This window comes from Streptomyces sp. NPDC012466, from assembly GCF_042955215.1.
Taxonomy (GTDB): domain Bacteria; phylum Actinomycetota; class Actinomycetes; order Streptomycetales; family Streptomycetaceae; genus Streptomyces.
Genome location: NZ_JBIBEQ010000008.1, coordinates 266,250 through 286,184 on the forward strand (window position 1 = coordinate 266,250; position 19,935 = coordinate 286,184).

Below are 19,935 nucleotides of genomic sequence, written 5' to 3' on the forward strand. Positions count from 1 at the left end.
CGGGCAGTCGCTCATCGCCGGGGCGGTTCGCGCCCGACGCCTTCCGCCGACTCGCTCCCGCGGAAGTGCCGGGCGCCTCCTCAGCGAGGAGGGCGGGGAGAGATCGTAGGACGGTACGCATCGTCGCGTTCCCGCCATGAACCGTCTTCGGACGGCTCGAGGAGGTTGTCGCGCGGCACGACGCACAACGCCCAGATGATGAAGCCCGAGAGCGCGATCATCACGACCGACCAGACCGGGTACTGCGGCAGGGAGAGGAAGTTCGCGATGATGACGAGTCCGGCGATGGCCACCCCGACGACGCGGGCCCACATCGCCGTCTTGAGCAGTCCCAGGCTGACGATCACGGCGATCGCGCCCAGAGCGAGGTGGATCCAGCCCCAGCCGGTCAGGTCGTACTCGAAAACGTAGTTGCGGGTCGTGACGAAGATGTCGTCCTCGGCGATGGCCATGATGCCCCGGAAGATGTCGAGCAGGCCGACCAGGAAGAGCATCACAGCCGCGAAGGCGGTCAGGCCGGTCGCCCATTCGTCCTTCGCCCGGTGTGCCGGTTGGGTGTGTGTCGCGGTCATCTCGCGCCTCGTTTCCGGAGTGGGGCTCGGGCGAACCGCAGGGACGTCAGCCCGTCAGCGGTGGAGTGCCTCGGACGAGTGCGTGGTCGTGTTCGACCGTGGCTCCAGTCCTCGCTCCGCCCTCGCTCCGAACGGTTCGGTGTCCACGTCAGCGTGCCCACGGCAAGGAACGGCCGGCTTCACCCGACGCGGGTGAGCGTGCGGCGGCCGCCATGCCCGTCCGGGGACGTCCACAACAGGGCCGAGCCGGACGAGGTGATGGGGTCCGGAGCCCGAACCCGCGCCCCGGGAGGGCTTGTCCGGTTTCACCCGCCGTGGGTGAGGTGGCCGCCACCAGCGCCGACGAATGCTGGACCGGCCCGTCGCCACACGCGGCTGCCCGAGCCGCGTCCCGCGCGCCGGTGGAAAAAGGGAGAGGCCGTGAACCGGTACCCGCCCATCGCGGAACACGGCATGGTCGGCGATCTTCAGACCGCCGCCCTCGTGTCGTCCGACGGCACCATCGACTGGTGGTGCACGCCCCGCTTCGACTCGCCCAGCGTCTTCGCCTCGCTGCTCGACAGCGAACGAGGAGGGCACTGCCGTCTGGCGGCGGAGTTGCCGGACGGCGACGGCCTCACCGTCCGCCAGCTCTATCTCTCCGACACGGCCATCCTGGTCACCCGCTTCATGACACCCGGAGGAGTCGGTGAGGTGGCCGACTTCATGGTCCCCGTCGAAACGTCGACCCCGACGGACACACACTGTCTGATCAGGATCGTCCGGGTCGTCCGGGGCAATCTGCCTTTCGCCTTCTCCTGCCAGCCGCGCTTCGACTACGGCCGCGCCACGCACACCCTCACGCCCGTCGACGGCCACGCCGTCACGTTCCACGGCCCGGGAACGGACCTGCATGTGCAGGCCACACCCGGCGTCACCTTCCACCCGGACGGCAATGACATCTCCGCCCGCTTCACCCTGTCCGCCGGGCAGGCCGCCGCGGTCGTGCTGACCACGACAGCGGGCGGCGCTTCTGCCCCGCCTCGCCCGTTCCTCCGAGGAGTGGCCGACGCGCTGGAGTCGTGCCGCACCTACTGGCTGTCATGGCTTCGCTCGAGCACGTACCGAGGCCGCTGGCAGGACATCGTGAACCGCTCGGCGATCACGCTCAAGCTGCTCACCTACGCGCCCAGCGGGGCGCCCATCGCCGCCGCCACCATGGGGCTGCCCGAGCAGGTCGGCGGCGAACGGAACTGGGACTACCGCTACACCTGGGTTCGTGACGCGTCGCTGTCGGTCCGGGCGCTGATCGACCTGGGGTTCCAGGAAGAGGCACACGCCTTCCGTCGCTGGCTGCGTGATCGGATCAATGCCGCGGACACGGCTTCGGCGGATCCCTTGCAGATCATGTACCGCGTCGACGGCGATCCCCACCTCACCGAAGAGACCCTCGACCACCTGGAGGGCTATCGGGGATCTCGCCCGGTGCGGGCGGGCAACGCCGCGGCCGACCAACTCCAGCTGGACATCTACGGTGAGGCCTCGGACGCCCTCATCGTGGGGGGCGACATCGGCGCGATCCGAGGGTGGAGCGCCCTCAGCGGAGTCCTCGACTGGCTCGCGGACCACTGGAACCAGCCCGACGAGGGGATTTGGGAGACCCGTGGCGGTCGGCAGAACTTCACCTACAGCCGACTGATGACCTGGGTCGCGTTCGACCGCGGCGTCCGTGCCGCCACCGACTTCTCTCGCCCCGCCGACATCCACCGCTGGACCGGCGCCCGCGACAGTGTCTTCCGCCAGATCGTCGAACGCGGCTGGCACGACAAGCGTCAGGCATTCGTGCAGCACTTCGGCAGTGACGTACTGGACGCATCGCTCCTGCTCATGCCGAAGGTCGGTTTCGTCTCGCCGCACGATCCGGACTGGCTCAGCACCCTGGACGCCATGGACGAGGAGCTGGTGAGTGACAGCCTCGTCTACCGCTACGACCCGAAGGCCTCCCCGGACGGCCTCCGCGGCGCGGAAGGCACGTTCAACCTGTGCAGCTTCTTCTACGTCGAGGCACTCGCCCGCAGCGGCCGCCTCCACCAGGCCCGTCACGCCTTCGACAAGATGCTCACCTACGCCAACCATGTCGGCCTCTTCGCCGAGGAGATCGGCCCGTCGGGCGAGCAACTCGGCAACTTCCCACAGGCGTTCACGCACCTCGCCCTGGTCACCGCGGCCATGGCGCTGGACGACGAATTGCAGAAGGCGCAGACGGCACCGACACGTGCCGAGCAAGGACACCCCGCAACGCATGGCCTGGCCGAACCCGGCGAGGACGCCGGCGGGGGCGAAAACCATGGTTGAGGCACCTGGGGCGGGACGGATTGCGGGCCGAGACGGTGCGGGGCGCTCTCGCACTCGCGCGGTTCATCTCCCGCTTCGCCGGATCCGACGCGAACGTGATGATCAACGACACCAGCGATGATCTGAACACCACCGACCGGCCACCGCGCAAGAGCTCCGCGTATCGCTTCCGCCTCGTCAATGCGGCGCCCGGCGTTCCCTCTTGAGGGTGGCCGGCCTTTCGGTCGCGTCCTGGTGAGAGCCTGCCCCCGTCGCGGTTGGCTTGCCGACAAGCACCCGCGCTTCCTTGCCGACACCCCCGGTGACGGCAGGCTCGACATCGTGGGCTTCCACGACGACGGCGTCTGGGTCTCACTCCAGGACGACGACGGCACCTTGGCCGACCCGCTGTACGTCCTCGACGACTTCGGCGCCGACCAGGGGTGGAGTACGACCCACGAACACATCCGGCTTCTGGCTCGCACCACCGTCGGCGCAGCAGTGGACATTGTCGGTTTTGGTCCGGAAGGAGTCGTCGTCGCACGCGGGTGCGGCGACGGCCGGTTCGAGCCCCCCGAGCTCGTCCTGAACGACTTCGGGCTCGCCCAGGGGTGGACGAGCGACAAACACATCCGGCTCCTCGCCGACGTCACCGGCGACGGCGCTCCGGACGTCGTCGGCTTCGGCGACGAGGGCGTCCGGGTCTCGCACAACCGCGGTGACGGCCGGTTCGAGCAGGCCCAACTGGTGTGCCGCGGTTTCGGGTACGACGACGACGCCGGTGCCTGGCGGGTCGACCACCATCCCCGTTTCCTCGCCGATGTCACCGGCGACGGACGCGTCGACATCGTCGGCTTCGGTGGCCCCGGTGTGTACGTGGCCCGAAACCTCTTCCGCCGCTTCAGGATCCGATGACCCTCGAAGAACCCCCCGGCCGCATCCCACATCAGGGCACCGTCGTGCCGGAGCCGGCCACCCCGAACCGACTGCCGATTTCCGTTGGCCCGAACAGCGGCCCCTGCTATGGTCAGGTTCATGATCAACATGAGGGAGGCTCAACCATGCTGAAGAGCAGAGCCGCTGCCGTCGGCGTAGGAAGCGTGGCCCTGGCACTGGGCGCCACGATCGGTTTCGCCGGCACAGCGAGCGCGGCCACTCCTCAGGGGGTCTGCGGCAGCGGATACACGGTGCGGGCTTCGAAGGATCTGGGTGCGGGCCCCAACGCGAGGGTGTACCTGCTCCGTAACGGTACGACTGCCTGTGTCGTCACCTTCAAGACCGGATCGTCCGTCGGCAACACGGTCGAGATCGGTGCCTGGATCGGCGACGCGAGCGGCTACAGCAACGCCGATGTCGGCAAGTACGGCACGTACGCGGGCCCGATCAAGCTGAACTCCAGCTGTGTGTACTGGGGCGGCCACTACGGTTCGTCCAGCTGGTACGACAAGACGGGCTGCTAGTCACGCGGCACCAGGGTCCGTCCTCGGACGGATCCTGCTCCTGTCCCGGCAGGATCTGAGGAACAAGCTCAGCTTGTTCCTCAACCCGCGTTCGTGCCGTGGCGAGTGACCGATGGCGTGCCGCGGGTGAGCTCCGCGAGGTAGGCATCCATGGGCTGGAGCCGCCCTGGCAAGGGCTCGCGCAGGTCCCACCATCGGACGGCTGCGATCTCGCCGTTGGGCTGGAACAACCGTGAGGCCTCAGCGGCCTGGCCGGTGAACAGGGCACCGTATTCGGCACGCTGGTCGGGCGCCAGAGCGAAGCACGCGAAGCCGACGAAACGCAGCGCGCCTTCGGGGACGTGGTCGGATTCCTCCAGCAACTCGCGCGCGGCCGCCTGGCGAGGGCTCTCACCAGGGTCGATTCGCCCGCCTGGCAGTTCCCAGGCCTGCCGGTACCGGTCGAACACCATCAGGACGCGGTCGCCCTGCCACAGGGCCACCAGCGCCAAGGGTAGGGGTGCGTCACGGGGTGGCGTGTCTTCCGCTGCCAGGACGAAGGAGATCAAGGCGTTGCCGCGATCGTCGACGGCAAGCGGCGGGGAGTGAGAGGCGGTCATCTCGACATGATGCCCGCCGAAGGTGTTCTCCTCGGGCCGGGCTGACGCATACGCGCCGAGCAACGACGCCGACCTGTTCGCTGCCGTCCTGGAGGGGCAGACACATTCGCACGCCGCCGTTGGCTGGTTCCGGCAGGCCGGGGCGGGGTGTGCAGGTCGAGCCACCCCGTCCCGGTCTCACCGGATGCGCGATGTCGAACGTGGTGCCGCTGTGCGGCCCGGCCGTCGAGAGCATCGATGCCTGGGGCTCGAACGACCCGCCGTCCGGGGGCATCGATCCGGAGCTACCGGACGCCCTCCGCCTTCCGGCGAACCGTCCAACGCGTCCTTGCCGGCGAGCAGCAGGGACATGCCGTACGCGGCCACGGTGAGGCCGGCGCCGAGCGCGGTCAGCCGGGGCGTCCGGCATCGTCTGCAGTTCACGCAGCACGGTGAGCCCGTCGACATGCGGCACCCGGATCTCCGGCAGCACCACGTCGGGCCGCTCCGGCGGACGGTGGCCACGGCCTCGACCCGCTCGCGGTCGCGACGACCCCGATGTCCTGCGATGCGCCCAGAACCAGCCCGAAACCGGACCGGACCAGCGCCTCGTCGTCGACCATCACTACCCGGATCACGTGCGCTCCGCCTCACCTTCGTCCATGCCGTCCCACCCATGCCGCCCCGCCCCTAAGGCCCCACAGAGCCTTGGCCCGGCCTGTCGCGGTTCCAGCCACACGGCGGGATATCACCCGCCAGTCGGAAGGGAGACCGCAGCTTTGTGCCGGATGCTGCGTGACGGCCCCTCTCCAGCCTGAGCGGCATGGCGCCTGTCGGTGAAGCGCTTCGACGCCGCGATCGGGCGCGGATCTGCTGGCAGCATCCCAGCATGTAGGACGCATCCATGGGCCAAAGACCCTTGATTCGCTCGATACTCCTTACTACCTTGCGTCTTTGGGTGAAGCGCTTCGACGACCGGAGACCTCTCTCGGAACGGAGGGACACCCTGGACCGGCGACCGATTCACCTTCACCGCCCTAGCACTGAGAGCGGGCTGACCGGCGAACAAGACCACGCCATCAACGCGGCCCCACGGCCCGGTCGTCGGGCGAGCTGCCCAGGAAGACCGGTACGTCCGTGACCGGCCCGGCCTCCGACACTCACCAGCTCCCCGTCCCGGCCGCCGGGATCCACGACCGGACCCGGTGGCGGGGGCCTTACATTCCTGAGGACTTCGCATGATCGATCTGCCCGCACGCGTACTGTTCGGCGCCGCCTACTACCACGAGTACCAGCCCTACGAACGGCTCAAGACCGACCTCGATCTCATGGCGGAGGCGAAGTTCACCGTCATCCGTGTCGGCGAGTCGGTCTGGTCCACCTGGGAACCGGAGAACGGCCGGTTCGAACTCAACTGGTTGCAACCCGTTTTGGACGGTGCTCACGAGCGCGGCATCTCCGTCGTCCTCGGTACTCCCACCTACGCGGTGCCGCCGTGGCTGGCCCGGCAGTACCCGGAGATCGCCGCCGAGGACGCCACCGGGCGTGGCGCCGCGTGGGGAGCCCGGCAGGAGGTCGACTTCACACACCCGGCCTTCCGGTTCCACGCGGAGCGGATCATCCGCGCGATCACGGCCCGTTACGCCGCCCACCCGGCGGTCATCGGCTTCCAGGTCGACAACGAGCCCGGTCCGCGACTGCCGCACAACCGCGGCGTCTTCCAGCGCTTCGTGGACGACCTGCGGCAGCGGTACGAAGATGTGGAGACCCTCAACCGCGAGTGGGGACTGGTGTACTGGTCGCACCGGCTGTCCACCTGGGCAGATCTGTGGACCCCGGAGGGCAACGCGCAGCCGCAGTACGACCTGGCCTGGCAGGCGTTCCAGGCACGCCAGACCACCGAGTTCATCGCCTGGCAGGCCGGCATCGTGCGCGAGTACGCGAGGCCCGGCCAGTTCGTCACCACGTGCCTCGCCTACGGCTCGCCCGGCCTGGAGGACGACGAGCTCACCGACAGCCTGGACATCACCGCGGGCAACCCGTACTACGACATGCAGGACAGCCTGACCATGCCCGAGCCGCCGCGCGAGAAGCTGCCGCAGCAGTGGATGGCGTACGGGGCGTGGGCGCTGCATCAGAGCGCCGACCGGATCTACTCCTCGCGGCAGGAGCCGTTCCTGATCACGGAGACCAACGCCCAAGCCATCGGCGGCACGTCGGACAACCGGCCCGCTTTCGACGGGCAGTGGCGGCAGGCCGCGTGGGCGCTGGTCGCGCGCGGGGCCCGCATGATCGAGTACTGGCACTGGCACACGCTGCACTTCGGCGCCGAGACGTACTGGGGCGGAATCCTCCCGCACAGCGGACGACCGGGGCGCGCCTACCACGAACTCGCCCGCTTGGGAGCCGAGTTCGAACGGACCGGTGACCTGGTCGCGGGGATCGCACCGGACGCGGACATCGCGATGGTGTACTCGGCGCCGAGCAAGTGGCTGATGCGCAAGCATCCCCCGCTCGCCGGCCCCGACGGCGGTCCGGACGCGGGTGCGTACGAGGGCATCTTCGAGCCGTTCTACCGGGGCGCGTTCGAGGCGGGCCGTCAGGTGCGGATCCTGCACGCCCGTCAGCTGCACGACCCGGGCGGCGAACGCCCGGGACTGGAAGCGGAGTCGGCGGCCCGGCTGCACCCCGTGCTCATCGCTCCCGGGCTGTACGTCGCGGACGACGGGATGCTCGACTGGCTCGGCGCCTACGCGGAGGCGGGCGGTCACCTCGTCCTCGGTCCCCGCACCGGCTACGGCGACCACGAGGCGCGGGCCCGGCATGAGGTGACACCGGCGCGACTGGTCCGCGCCGCGGGCGTCCGGTACGACGAGTTCAGCAACCTGCACGCCGACCTGCCGCTGCGCACCGCACCGGACAGCCCGCTCCGACTGCCCGCCGGCGCGGTGGCCACCCGTTGGGTGGAGGGCCTGGCCGTCGAGGAGGCCGATGTCCTGGCCGAGTACGACCACCCGCACTTCGGGCGCTGGCCCGCCGTCACCACGCGCCGTCACGGCGCGGGCCGCGTGACGTGCGTGGGCACCGTGCCCGGCCGCGCCGTGGCCCGTGCGCTCGCCGAGTGGCTCGCACCCACGCCGTGCGCCGGCTGGCAGGGACTGCCGGACTCGGTCACCGTCGCCACCGGCACGGCCCCCGACGGCCGACGCGTCCATGTCGTCCACAACTGGAGCTGGCAACCGGCCACCGCCCAGGCACCGGTGGACCTGACCGACGCCCTGGACGAAAGCGTGGTCGCGGCCGGTGCGCCCGTGCGGCTCGGTGCCTGGGACGTCCGCGTCTTCGCCGCCGCGTGATGCTCCACCCGCCCTTGCTGGTCACGGACGCGCTCGTCGAGTAGCGCGACCGTCCGTTCGGGCGCCTCCCCGGCGAGACTCCGGCGGGCCCTGCCCAAGAGCGTCGAGCTCGTGCAGGGCCCGCCGGTGGCCCCAGGAGGCCGGCCGCCCGCCGCGGGTGTCCAGGTGTGCCACGTCCAGAAGAACAACGAGGCGTCGACCGGCCTCCAGCAGGCGGTCCGCACCGGTCAGCTCTCCTCCCTGGGACTTCAGATGGCCGTCAAGGCCCTCGCGCTGATCCCCGTCGCGGTCGCCTCCCCGTTCGTCCAGCGGCACTTCAAGAACGGCATGCTCACCGGGGCCGTCAAGGGTTGAAGCCCGAACGGATCGGGCGACGGGGACCAGCTGTGGTTGCCGGCCGGTGGGGCCCACCGCGGTTGGTCCCGGACCGGAACTCCTGAGCGGAAGCTCAACCGACGCCTGGCGTGGGCCCCGCACGGCGGCGGGGCCCACAGGGTCAGCAGGTGGAATTCGTCTGGGTCAGCAGGCCCAGTCGCCAGGGGAGGAGGTTGTAGTCACCGCCCGCGTTGGGGTTCATGCCTTGGTACAGGTACTGGAGCCGGCAGGCGGGGATGGTGAGTGTCTGGTCGTAACCGGCACGGATCATCTCGCCGTGGCTGATGTCCCTGGTCCAGGCCCCTGACGGGAAGGTGACGTTGTTGGACCGGGCGAACGGGTTGCTCTCGGACGCGGCCAGGGGTGTCCAGGAACCGGCCAGGCTGGTTGTCGTCCAGGAGCGGAAGTAGCGTCGGCCGTCCGATCCGATGGCCTCGACGAGCAGCAGGTATTGGTTGGAGCCCTGCACCTTGTACACGTTGCTCGCCTCGAACAGGGCGTACTTGGAGTCCCGCGCCGCGATGACGGTGTTGGTGAAGCCGTTGGGGAACTGTCCGACGCTGGTCTGGGAGCGGTACAGGTGCCCGTTGTCGTCGGAGGAGAACAGGTAGCAGTTGGCGCTGTCGCAGATCACCCACATGTCGACCCAGTGGCCGTTGCCGATGTTCTGCTTGATGATGTCCGGCATCGACGAGTAGAAGTTGCGCGGTGCGCTCCACCCGTTCGGGTTGCTGATGTCGGGGTTGGTGGAGTACGAGGCGTTGCCGGTCTGGTACACGAGGTACCACAGGCGTTGCGGCGCGTAGTAGAAGACCTGCGGCGCGGCTCGGTAGCCCTTGCCGATGGCGCTGCGGTCGAGATAATGGTGCGTGGCCGACCCGGCCTGGGACCAGTCGCTGAAGTTCAGGTACACCAGGTTGTATCCGGAGGAGCTCGCGGTACTGGCGAACACGTGGTACTTGCCGTTGTAGTGGACGACCGTCGGGTCCTTGATGCCGGCGATGTTGTGGGTGGCGTCCGACTTCGGTGAGATCAGCGTTCCGCTGGAGCTCCAGGAGAAGCGGGAGGGCAGCGCTGCGGCGGACCGTGCCGCAGGGGTGCTGTCCTGCCGTGCTGCGGCCGAGCCGCCCATCGCGGTGAGCGCCGACCGGTAGGCTTGCTTCTTGTTGCCGCCGCGGTCGAACAGCAGCGGGTTCTCCGAGGACCGCCAGGAGTCGCTGTCGCGGATGCCCCACACGGTGATGCCGGTGCAGCGCGGGACGTTCATGCAGGCCCGCACCGTGTTCGCGTAGGCGGTCGGCGGCGCCTGCGCGATGTCGAGTTCGGTGATCTGGACGTCCACGCCGAGGGCGGCGAAGCTCGACAGGGTGGTCTGGAAGTTGGCGGGCGGGCCGCCGGCGCCGAAGTGGGCCTGGAGGCCGACGCAGTCGATGGGCACGCCGCGAGCCTTGAAGTCGCGGACCATGCGGTAGACGCCCTGGGTCTTGGCGTCGGTCCAGTTCTCGATGTTGTAGTCGTTGTAGCAGAGCTTGGCCGCCGGGTCGGCGGAGCGCGCGGTGCGGAAGGCCTGCTCGATGAAGCCGGTGCCCAGGACGTCCCGGAAGACCGAGCTGCGCATCTGGCCGCTGCCTCCGTCCGCGAAGGCCTCGTTGACCACGTCCCAGGAGTGGATCCGGCCCTTGTAGCGGTTCATCACCGTGGTGATGTGGTTGTTCATCACGCCGCGCAGGGTGTTCGCGTCCCTGATGGAGCTGACCCAGCCGGGCAGTTGCTGGTGCCACACCAGGGTGTGCCCCCGCACGCGCTGGTTCCGGGCCGCCGCCCGGTTGACGATCTGATCGGCGGCGCCGAAGGTGAACTGCCCGCGGGACCGCTCGGTCGCGTCCCACTTCATCTCGTTCTCGGGTGTGACCGAGTTGAACTCGCGGTCCAGGATGCCGGTGTACGTGCCGTCGCCGAGCCTTCCGGCGGCCACGGCGGTCCCGAAGTACCGTCCGGTCTGTGCCGCTTGGGCCCCGAGGGTGGACGCCTGGGCGTTGTCGGGTGCGGCGGTCGCGGCACCGGGCGTCACCAGGGCGCCGATGGCCAGCAGGCCTAACACCGACGCTCGGCGACGGCCGAGCCGTGTCAGCGGGTTCATGGTTCTCCTCTGCGTTTGGCGGGGGGTTGGTGGTGCGGTCGGTGGGTCGGAACAGGGTGTCGACAGCCCGCATTGTGGACACTTGATGCGGGCATGACATTCGTTCGAATGAGGTCCTCTCTGGAGCCCCCTCGTTCGTGCGGTGCGGAGTGACGGGAGTGATCCCATCACTGTTCGTCATTCCGAACGTGTATCGATGTGCCGAGCATCCTGGATGATAGGAGGCTGATCGGCGCCGTCAATACGTCCCGCATGATTCGTTTGGGGGAGCGAAACATTCGAACACTCATTAGCCGCCTGGGCGGGGCGGCTTGCCTGTTGTTGTCGCCGATCGGACGGGCCGAGCTGCCTTGCCGGGGAGCGATATGGCGCCAGGACGGCTCGTGGTGTTGACATGCTCGGACGCCTCCCTAGTATCCGTGAGGCCCTGACTTTCCGAATGGTGCTCGACATTTCGAACACCTCGTCCCCTCCCAGTGATGTCATGAATGTGACAACGGCGCCACGTGTCACCCACCCGCGGCGCCCGTCCGGGAAAGGAGCCCCGGTGCCCACACGATCAGGAAGACGACTGCTCCCCCTCCTCGCGGCGGCCGTACTGGCGGTCACGGCGTCCATGACGGCCTCCGCTCACTCCACCGCCTCGGCCGCGCCCGGCAGTCCGGCGCTCACCCCACCCTTGGGCTGGAACAGCTGGAACAGCTTCGGATGCGGGATCACCGAGGCCCAGGTTCGTCAGGCCGCCGACGCGATGGTGTCCTCGGGCATGCGCGACGCCGGCTACCGCTACGTGGTCGTCGACGACTGCTGGTTCGACCCGCAGCGCGACGCGGCGGGCAACCTTCGGGCCAACCCGACCAAGTTCCCCAGCGGGATGAAGGCGCTCGGTGACTACATCCACGGCAAGGGCCTGAAGTTCGGCATCTACCAGGTGCCGGGCGAACGCACCTGCGCGCAGACCACCGGCGCCTATCCCGGGTCGACGGGCAGCAGGGGTCACGAGGCCCAGGACGCCGCCACCTTCGCCTCGTGGGGCGTCGACTACCTCAAGTACGACTGGTGTTCCTCCAGCGGTACCCGTGACGAGCAGGTCGCGCGGTTCACCCTGATGCGCGACGCCCTGCGCGCCACCGGGCGGCCGATCGTCTACAGCATCAACCCCAACAGCTTCCACGCCATCACCGGCGCCACGTACAACTGGGGCGAGGTCGCCGACCTCTGGCGGACGACCGAGGACCTGCTCGACATCTGGCAGAACAACAACACCAACAGCTATCCGATGGGCGTCGGCAACGTCCTGGACGTCACCGCGCCGCTGGCGGCGCAGTCGGGCCCGGGGCACTGGAACGACCCCGACATGCTGGTCGTCGGCCGCCCCGGCCTGTCACTGACCGAGTCCCGCTCGCATTTCGCGCTGTGGGCGCTGCTGAGCGCACCGCTCATGGCCGGCAACGACATCCGCACCATGTCCGCCGACGTGAGCGCGATCCTGCGCAATCCGCGTCTGCTGGCGGTGAACCAGGACCCGCTGGGCGCGGGTGGTCGCAGGGTGCGCGACGACGGCGGCACCGAGGTGTTCGCCAAGCCCCTGTCCGACGGCTCGGTCGCGGTGGGCCTGTTCAACCGGGGAGGCGGCACGGCGACGATCACGACCACCGCCGCCCAAGTCGGCCTGACCGGCGGGTCGTTCACCCTCACCGACCTGTGGTCCGGCGGCACGTCGAGCACGTCCGGGCAGATCTCGGCGAGCGTCCCCGCGTACGGCGTGGCCGTGTTCCGGGTGAGCGGCGGCAGCCCGCTGGCGGCCACCACCTCACGGTTGCGCGGCAACGCGTCCGGCCGCTGCGTGGACGTGGACAAAGCCTCCACCGCGGCCGGGGCCACGGCTTTGATCTGGGACTGCCACACGGCCGCCAACCAACTGTGGACCACCTGGGCCGGCGGTGAGATCCGCGTCTTCGGCGACAAGTGCCTCGACGCATACGAGCGGGGCACCGCCAACGGAACCCGGGTCATCACCTGGCCCTGCAACGGCCAGGACAACCAGAAGTGGACCGTCGGCTCCGACGGGTCGATCCGCAACGCCCGTGCCGGGCTGTGCCTCGACGTCAACGGGGCCGGCACCGCCAACGGAACCCCGCTGGTCCTGTGGACCTGCAACGGTCAGGCCGGCCAGAAGTGGAACCGCACGTGAGGGACGTCGCCCACCGGCCAGTGGGGGCCACCGTGAGCGCACCGCGAGAGCACGGTGCCGAGGCACGATCCCGCCACCTTCGCAAGGAAGTTGCACGATGACCACCTGACCGGCAAGACGCTCGGAGCCTCAACGGCCGCGAGAGTGATGCGGTGGGCGGAGACGTCGGTGCCCTGGTTGCCCGGGACGCGGGCAACCAGGGCGAGCGCCGGTGGGTCAGGATTCCCTGACAGCCGTACCGGTGACCGAGTCTCCGGACTTCGTGACCTTGTACTTCAGTTTGGCGCCACTGTGGAAGTGGAAGGTCAGCGTCGCCGGTTCGCCGTCACGCAGTGACTTGAGTGTTTCGGTGGTCAGGACGATCGTGCCGTTCGGGTAGTCCGGCGAGAAGGCCTTGTTGAACTCCTGGTACGGAGTCCAGCTGGTCGGGCCGGCATTGGTGCCGTCGGCGTACGTGGCCTCCATGGTCGCCAGCAGGTCACCCTGGTACTTCGTGGGAATGGTGAACTTCTCGGCGGTGCCCGTGGCGTTCGACAGCACCGGAGTGTCGTAAGTGACGACATCGATCTGCCAGGGCAGCCCCTTGGAGAACCGGGCCTCGAGCGTGGCGTTGACGCCGTAGTCGCGATCGCCGGCCAGCCGGGTCAGGGCCGGTGCCGTGAGGGTGAGCCGGTCCTCGAAGACGGTGTAGTCCCGGCCCTCGGCCAGCTTGATGCCGCCGTGCCACAGCCCCCGGAACGTCGTGCCGTTCCGGTTCAGTGTGAGCGACTTGGCCGTGATCCGGCTCGACTTCGCCACGAAGACCTTGTCGAATGAGGTGGTTCCCGAGCGGGTGGTCCAGCTCGACTTGATCCAGGCGAACAGGGCCGGGTCCGTCCACTTCAGAGTCGCGCGGTCCAGGTAGGCCCAAGCTCCGGGGTCCCACAGGGCGGTGGTGACACCGGCGACGCGTGCCAGGTGTCCGACGTGCTCGTAGTACTTCAGTGCCTCGCCCCGCTCGATGCGGGAGGGGTGGTTGTGGTCGGGCCAGCCGAGCAGGCCGTACTCGCCGACGTAGACGGGAACGCCCTTGGCGACGAAGGTGTCGTGCATGCGGGAGAAGGCGTCGTCAGCGTCGTTGCGGGCGGCCTCGTCGTACCGGGTGCCGCCGGCGATGTTCACGCTGAACGGGTACCAGCTGTAGTAGTGCACGGTGGCGACCAGATTGCTGTCACGCAGCGCCCTGATCGTGGTGTACAGGTCGTCCATGAGGTCCTGGGAGGGGGTGCCGCCTTGCGTGGTCAGCACGAGCAGGCGGCTCTTGTTCCCGCCGCCCGAAGCGCGGACGATCTTGTGGAACGAGGTGTTCAGCTCGTTCATGAGCTCGGTCTTCTGCGCGGCCGTGGCGTCGGCGAACCTCGGTTCGTTGACGCTTTCGAAGAGCAGGGTGCGCGGCTCGCTCCGGAACACCGTGGCGATCTGGGTCCACAGGGCGTTGTAGCGGGCCAATACCTCGTCGTGGTCGGTGGAGATCTTCTCGATCCACTGCCACGAGTCGTGGTGGACGTTGAGCACGACGTAGAGGTTCTCGGCGAGAGCCCAGTCGACCACCTCCTTGACACGCTTCACGTAGGCGGCGTCGACGGTGTAGGGCGCGGTGGCGGACTGGTGCGCGCTCCAGGTCACCGGAATGCGGACACTGCGGAAGCCCTGCGCCCTGATGGTCTTGAACAGCTCCCTGGTGGCCTTGGGGTTGCCCCAGGACGTCTCGTCCGGAATCGCGTCCAGGGTGTTGCCCAGGTTCCAGCTCGGCTGCATCGCGGAGACGGCGTCCATGGCACGAGCCGGGACTCCGGCCACGGAGGCTGCCGGCTGTGCCGGGCCGTCGGGTGCGGCGACCGCGCTGCTGCCGGCCAGCCCCAGGACGACGAGCACCGCCAGCAGCAGGCCGGCCACGCGTCCGGGGCCGCGGCCGCGGTGGTGTGCGGGCCTCCGTATGTCCGTCATGCGTCATGCCCTTCGGTCGGTGATACGGGTGATCCGGTCCGTGGCCGGGCAGCGGCCGGGCGCCACCGCCGGCCACGCCTGCCGCCGCAGGGCCCTCGTGCAGACAGGGGGCGCTGCGTGTCATGCCGTGCTCGGGATCCAGGCCGGACCACCATGCCGGTCGGTGGGGACGGACCGGCCGGTCCTCGTCGCCACCTGCGGGCGTCCGGGGTCCCTGTCAGCACAGGGAGAGAGAGCCTGGTTCAGCGGTCGAGGGGCTCGTAGTCGAACCAGTCGAAGTGGACGGTGCCTTCCACGGCGTACATGCCGATGACCCGGCCCGTGAAGCCGCCGGCGACCTCGGTCGACAGGTAACGGCCGTCGAGGTTCGCGAGCTCGGTGAACGTGCCGTCGGGCTGCTCGACGCCGAGGGAGACGACGTCGGGTCCCGTGCACGGCCCGAGCGGAGACGGCGGTTCCGTGATCGTGACGGCGAGGACGACCGGCCCGGCGGGCACGGAGCGTGCCGCCACGACCGTGCGCAGGGAGCCGACGCGCGCGACCACCCGGACCCGCGTGCCGGACACCTCGATCGCGTAGTGGTGCCGCTCGTCGAGCCGCACCGCCAGACCACCGCTTCCCTCCGCGGTGTCCACCAGAGTGCGCGCCCGGCACGACAGATGCTGCTGGCGCCGGCCGGTGAACACCACGTCGGGCTCGTCCAGGGAGCCGCCCCGCGCGCGGAGCGTCAGCCATCCGGGGCGCTCCTTGGTGGTGCAGTGCTCGGCCGGCCGGTCGCGCAGGGAGATCCAGAGCGGTCGCAGTTCGGCGAGCTCGAAGTCGTCCCGGTGGTCCTCGACGGGGCCGGGGGAGAGCGGCCACGGGAGTTCGGGCAGGTCCAGGGCTACCTCGCCGACGACCGGCCAGTCGTCCACCCAGGTCACGGGTGCCAGGAAGGTCTCCCGGCCGAGTACGTGCCAGCCCGGCGTGCCGCCACCCGGCCGGACGCCGAGCAGCACCATCCACCAGGAACCGTCGGGGCCCTGGACCAGGTCGGCGTGCCCGGTGTTCTGGACGGGGTGGTCGGTGCCGCGATGGGTGAGGATCGGGTTGGCCGGGCACGGCTCGAACGGGCCCGCGGGTGTACGGCCGCGGGCGATCGAGACACCGTGGCCGCGCTCGGTGCCGCCCTCGGCGATGAGCAGATACCAGTAGTCGCCGATCCGGTACAGGTGCGGCGCCTCCGGAGCCTTGGCGCCCGGCCCGCCGGACCAGAGCCTGTGCGGTGTTCCGCGCGTCTGCCCGGTGGACGGGTCGATACGGACCTGTGAGACCCCGGCGACCGTGCACCAGCAGGTGCCGTCCTCGTCCCAGACCAGGTCCGGATCGATGCCGGGGACGCCCGGCGCCCAGATGGGGTCCGACCACGGTCCGGCGGGGTCGGTCGCCGTGACGATCAGGTTGCCGCCGCCCTCGCTGCAGTTGGTGACGATCAGCCAGAAGCGGCCGTCGTGGTGGCGCAGGGTGGGGGCGTAGATGCCCCCGGAGGACGGCATGGAGGCGGGCAGACGCAGTTGTTCCGGCCGGTCCAGGACGTTGCCGATCTGCGTCCAGTGCACCAGGTCACGACTGTGGAAGAGGGGCACCCCGGGGAAGTACTCGAAACTGGAGCAGGCCAGGTAGTAGTCGTCGCCGACGCGGCAGACGCTGGGGTCGGGGTGGAAGCCGGGGAGCACGGGGTTGGTGGAGCGTCCGTCCGGCTGGCGCAGAGGGGGCACCCGATAGGTCCTCTCGTGGGTTCGTGATGTGGGCGTGGAGTGGTCAGGGGGCGCCGGGGGCCGTGGGGGTGATGCGGAGCAGGACGGCGGACGGCGCGGTGGGCAGGGTCAGGCTCAGTGCGGCCGTGCCGGGCATCCAGTCCGTGGTGGGTGTCGGTGGGGCCGAACAGTGCCGTGTAGGCCTGCTCGATCTGCCACACCCAGCTGCGGCCGGTGTGCCGGTCCGTCAGGCCGCCCATGGGGAGGTGCCCGCAGCTGGACCAGGTGCCCTGACCGTTCAGGGCGAAGCCGGCCTTGCCGTGCCCGTATTTCGCGCGTCCGCTGACGCCGGGTGTGGTCCGGCGCATCGGCTGCCGCTGCCAGCGGCACTCGGCGAGCCAGTCGTTGTCCGCCCACAACAGGTCGGCGGCGTCGATCGCCGCAGGGCTCTGCGGGGTGAGGCAGCCCACCGTGAGCGAGCTGACCGACTCCAGGTGCAGCGTGGTCTGCCCCTCGTTGCGCAGGATCACCTCGCTGCGCAGCACGGGGATGCCGTCCGGTGATCGGTAGGTCACCTCCGCGACCAAGCCGGTTTCCGGATCGTGGAGGTGCACGGTCAGTGCGTGCCAGTCGCCGTCGCGGGTCGCGTGGTGAGTCCGGTGGCGCAGACGGCTGCCGAGTTCGGTGCCCACGAGGTGGTTGCCCGACCAGCTGCGCCCGTGACCCGCGGCCGTCACCTCCACCAGGGGCAGGGAGGCAGCCGGAATCCGCTGCGCCTCACCGGGTGTTCCGAGATGCGCGAGGCGCCTGCTGCCGTCGTCGTGGAGGAGGGTCTTGAGGCGAAGTGCCTCGTGCCCCCAGTGGAAGGTCGCTGGTTCCTTGGTCATGTCGGCCCTTTCGAGGCGGCCCTCCTGTGGGGCAGCTGTCGAAGCGCTTCCCTGCCAGGCGCAAAGTAGCGGACTTTTTCCGTGCAAAACAAGGGTACGGACCGCAACACATCATGGTGCGCTGGTGTATTGACAGCTCAGAGGCATGAACGCGGTGTCGAAGCGCTTCGACTTGTTCGCAAGACGAGGCTGTGGGCGCCTGGTGCACAGGCCGACAGGCCCGCAGGTCGCCGTCGCGGGCGTGGGCAGTCGGCACGGCCTTCGGCGGGCGTGTTCCGACGCCGTGGGCCGCCGTACGGCCACATGCCGATCGTTCGCACACAGCGGCGCTGTCAGGCGTCCGGACCACCACTCCGGCAAGGGCGGGCGTCACAGCCGGCGACGTCCGCCCCCTCATGCTCCCGGGGTCATCCGGCGGCCAGAGCGGTCCACTTCTGGTTGGCGCCGCCGTTGCAGTCCCACAACTGGAGCTGCGTTCCGTCGGCCGTGGAGGAGCCCGGAACGTCGAGGCAGCGGCCGGAGGCGGGGTTGCGGTAGCCACCGTTGTAGGGCTGCCAGACCTGGTTGGATCCGCCGTTGCAGGTCCAGGTCTGCACCTTGGTGCCGTTCGCGGTGCCCCAGCCGGCGGCGTCGAGGCACTTGCCCATGGACCGCAGGGTGCCGTCGGTCTAGGCGGACCAGAGCTGGTTGGCGGTGTCGCTGCAGCCCCAGGTCTGGACGGCGGTCCCGTCGGCGGTGCCGGCGCCGTTGACATCCAGGCACTTGCCTGCGATGCCGGAGGACACGCGTGCGGGGGCGGGGTTCCTCAGCCACCCGGCGTCGTCCGCGGCCTGGATGCCGCGGTGGAAGGCGTCGGCCATCTTCTGGTACCCCGCGTCGTTGGGATGCAGGGCGTCGGCCAGGTCGGCCGTGGTCAGGCTGCTCATGTCCACGTAGGCGAGGTGCTTGCCCGCGGCTTGTGCGTCCTTCTGATGCGGAAGGGGACTGGGGGACAGGTGCGGGGCCAAGCTTGAAATGGGCTCGGGACTGCTGTGTGCCGACCGGCCCCTCCAGGGCGTAGTGCGGTTACCAGGACGTCCCGCCTGGTCGCCGGGGCCCGGACGATCGCCGAGGTCCGCGCGGCGCACGGGACCGCTCGGCCCGCCACCGCGATCGCCTTCCCGCAGACGCGTCCCAGTATCATCAACGTCACCCTCGGCATGCGGACCCCGGAACAGGCCGGACCAAACGTGGAACTCCATGATCAGCACGTCCGAGGAGACCTCTGGGCGATCTTGGCACCCACGGGCTGAGCAGGTCGGATGTGCTCGTGGGGCAGGGGAGGGATGAGCGGTGTCTCTGACGGACAAGGCCATCGACGAGATCCGTGAGCTGATCCGGACCGGCGCCCTGCCTCCGGGCTCGAAGCTCCCGCCTGAGCCGGATCTGGCCGCGCAGCTGGGCCTGTCCCGCAACCTCGCCAGGGAAGCGGTCAAAGCGCTGGCCGTCGCGCGGGTCCTGGAGGTCCGGCGGGGCGACGGCACGTATGTGACCAGCCTCCAGCCGAGCCTGCTGCTGGAAGGGCTCGGCGGTGCGGTGGAGCTGCTCCAGGGGGACTCGGTCGCCCTGCAGGACCTGATGGAGGTGCGGCGGCTCCTCGAACCGCTCGCCACGGCTCTCGCCGCCACCCGGATCTCGGACTCCCAACTGGCCGAAGTGAAACGGCACTTGGAGGCCATGCGCGAGGCCCGGGACGATGTCGAACAGCTCAACGCCCACGACGCCGCCTTCCACCGTGCGGTCGTCGCCGCCACGGGTAACGAGACTCTCCTCACCCTCCTGGAGGGCATCTCCGGCCGCACCCTGCGTGCCCGCATCTGGCGCGGTCTGGTGGACGACAAGGCCGCGGGCCGCACTCTCGCCGAGCACGAAGCGATCTTCAACGCACTGTCCACCCGTGACGCCGCCCTCAGCCAGGCCGCCGCGCTGCTCCATGTGAGCAACACCGAGCAGTGGCTGAGAGAACACCTGCGCACCAGCGAGCCCCTCACGTTCGGCACGACAGCGGGGCAGTAGCGGGCGGGCGCTGCCCCGCCCGGTGCCCGGCAGCCAGGCGCCGGGCTGCTGGGACGTAGCACGCGGGTGCCGCCCGGCGGCCGAGGGCCGTGCGTAGCGGGAGCGAGGGCGACCGCCTCGCATCGAACCCCGGGTGCGGCGGACGTCCTCGTCGAGCGGGACCACCCGGACGACGCCCCACCGGCCGGCTGTCCCCGAGGCCCGTCGGCCGTGCGGCCTGCTGTGGCCGGTTGAGCGCCGTGTCCCGCGGCGGGATGCTGGAGGCAGCGCCCGTCACGGGTGA

General features: G+C 69.7%; 11 protein-coding genes and 6 pseudogenes. 8 read left to right on the forward strand and 9 right to left on the reverse strand.

What is annotated here, in order from left to right; translation table 11 throughout:
• Nucleotides 1-80: 80 nt before the first annotated feature.
• Nucleotides 81-572, reverse strand: coding sequence for a hypothetical protein (locus tag ACFY9E_RS28815; RefSeq protein WP_390988812.1), 492 nt, complete (start codon nt 570-572; stop codon nt 81-83).
• A 420-nt stretch (nt 573-992) separates the two neighbouring features.
• Here ACFY9E_RS28815 and ACFY9E_RS28820 point away from each other — a divergent pair, with 420 nt between their 5' ends.
• The 4 genes and pseudogenes from ACFY9E_RS28820 (at nt 993) to ACFY9E_RS28835 (ending at nt 4,345) form a co-directional block, all read left to right on the forward strand.
• Nucleotides 993-2,906: a glycoside hydrolase family 15 protein gene (locus tag ACFY9E_RS28820; protein ID WP_390988814.1), complete on the forward strand. Its 1,914-nt coding sequence runs from the start codon at nt 993-995 to the stop codon at nt 2,904-2,906.
• A gap of 20 nt (nt 2,907-2,926) precedes the next feature.
• Nucleotides 2,927-3,112 (forward strand): hypothetical protein, encoded by a 186-nt coding sequence (locus ACFY9E_RS28825; protein ID WP_390988816.1) that lies wholly within the window; start codon nt 2,927-2,929, stop codon nt 3,110-3,112.
• 49 nt (nt 3,113-3,161) lie between these two features.
• Nucleotides 3,162-3,800, forward strand: a pseudogene (locus ACFY9E_RS28830) (FG-GAP repeat domain-containing protein); the annotation flags it as partial.
• Nucleotides 3,801-3,946: 146 nt separating this feature from the next.
• A complete protein-coding gene (locus ACFY9E_RS28835) occupies nt 3,947-4,345 on the forward strand; it encodes a serine/threonine protein kinase (RefSeq protein ID WP_390988818.1) in 399 nt (132 codons plus the stop codon).
• Between the two features lie 80 nt (nt 4,346-4,425).
• Here ACFY9E_RS28835 and ACFY9E_RS28840 read toward each other — a convergent pair whose 3' ends face one another.
• From ACFY9E_RS28840 to ACFY9E_RS28850, 3 genes and pseudogenes are all read right to left on the reverse strand, one after another.
• Nucleotides 4,426-4,944 (reverse strand): NUDIX domain-containing protein, encoded by a 519-nt coding sequence (locus tag ACFY9E_RS28840; protein ID WP_390988820.1) that lies wholly within the window; start codon nt 4,942-4,944, stop codon nt 4,426-4,428.
• Between the two features lie 190 nt (nt 4,945-5,134).
• Nucleotides 5,135-5,340: pseudogene (locus tag ACFY9E_RS28845) on the reverse strand (hypothetical protein); the annotation flags it as partial.
• Nucleotides 5,339-5,549, reverse strand: a pseudogene (locus ACFY9E_RS28850) (response regulator); the annotation flags it as partial. The pseudogenes ACFY9E_RS28845 and ACFY9E_RS28850, both read right to left, overlap by 2 nt.
• Nucleotides 5,550-6,161: 612 nt before the next feature.
• On the opposite strand from ACFY9E_RS28850, the gene ACFY9E_RS28855 reads away from it, so the two are divergent.
• Nucleotides 6,162-8,279 (forward strand): beta-galactosidase, encoded by a 2,118-nt coding sequence (locus tag ACFY9E_RS28855; protein WP_390988822.1) that lies wholly within the window; start codon nt 6,162-6,164, stop codon nt 8,277-8,279.
• A 168-nt stretch (nt 8,280-8,447) separates the two neighbouring features.
• Nucleotides 8,448-8,633: pseudogene (locus ACFY9E_RS28860) on the forward strand (carbohydrate ABC transporter permease); the annotation flags it as partial.
• A 142-nt stretch (nt 8,634-8,775) separates the two neighbouring features.
• Here the strand turns inward: ACFY9E_RS28860 and ACFY9E_RS28865 are convergent.
• Entirely contained in the window at nt 8,776-10,794 is a 2,019-nt protein-coding gene (locus ACFY9E_RS28865) for a non-reducing end alpha-L-arabinofuranosidase family hydrolase (RefSeq protein WP_390988824.1), read from the reverse strand.
• 547 nt (nt 10,795-11,341) lie between these two features.
• Here ACFY9E_RS28865 and ACFY9E_RS28870 point away from each other — a divergent pair.
• Entirely contained in the window at nt 11,342-12,988 is a 1,647-nt protein-coding gene (locus ACFY9E_RS28870) for an RICIN domain-containing protein (protein ID WP_390988826.1), read from the forward strand.
• Between the two features lie 216 nt (nt 12,989-13,204).
• Here ACFY9E_RS28870 and ACFY9E_RS28875 read toward each other — a convergent pair whose 3' ends face one another.
• The 4 genes and pseudogenes from ACFY9E_RS28875 to ACFY9E_RS28890 form a co-directional block, all read right to left on the reverse strand.
• A complete protein-coding gene (locus ACFY9E_RS28875) occupies nt 13,205-14,974 on the reverse strand; it encodes a cellulase family glycosylhydrolase (protein ID WP_390988828.1) in 1,770 nt (589 codons plus the stop codon).
• Between the two features lie 242 nt (nt 14,975-15,216).
• Entirely contained in the window at nt 15,217-16,731 is a 1,515-nt protein-coding gene (locus tag ACFY9E_RS28880; RefSeq protein ID WP_390988830.1) for a family 43 glycosylhydrolase, read from the reverse strand.
• 344 nt (nt 16,732-17,075) lie between these two features.
• Nucleotides 17,076-17,597: pseudogene (locus tag ACFY9E_RS28885) on the reverse strand (glycoside hydrolase family 36 N-terminal domain-containing protein); the annotation flags it as partial.
• Nucleotides 17,598-18,004: 407 nt separating this feature from the next.
• Nucleotides 18,005-18,562, reverse strand: a pseudogene (locus tag ACFY9E_RS28890) (ricin-type beta-trefoil lectin domain protein); the annotation flags it as partial.
• A gap of 367 nt (nt 18,563-18,929) precedes the next feature.
• Between ACFY9E_RS28890 and ACFY9E_RS28895 the strand changes: the two are divergent.
• Complete coding sequence (locus tag ACFY9E_RS28895; RefSeq protein ID WP_390988832.1) at nt 18,930-19,652, forward strand: FCD domain-containing protein; 723 nt, start codon at nt 18,930-18,932, stop codon at nt 19,650-19,652.
• The last annotated feature ends 283 nt before the right edge of the window (nt 19,653-19,935 follow it).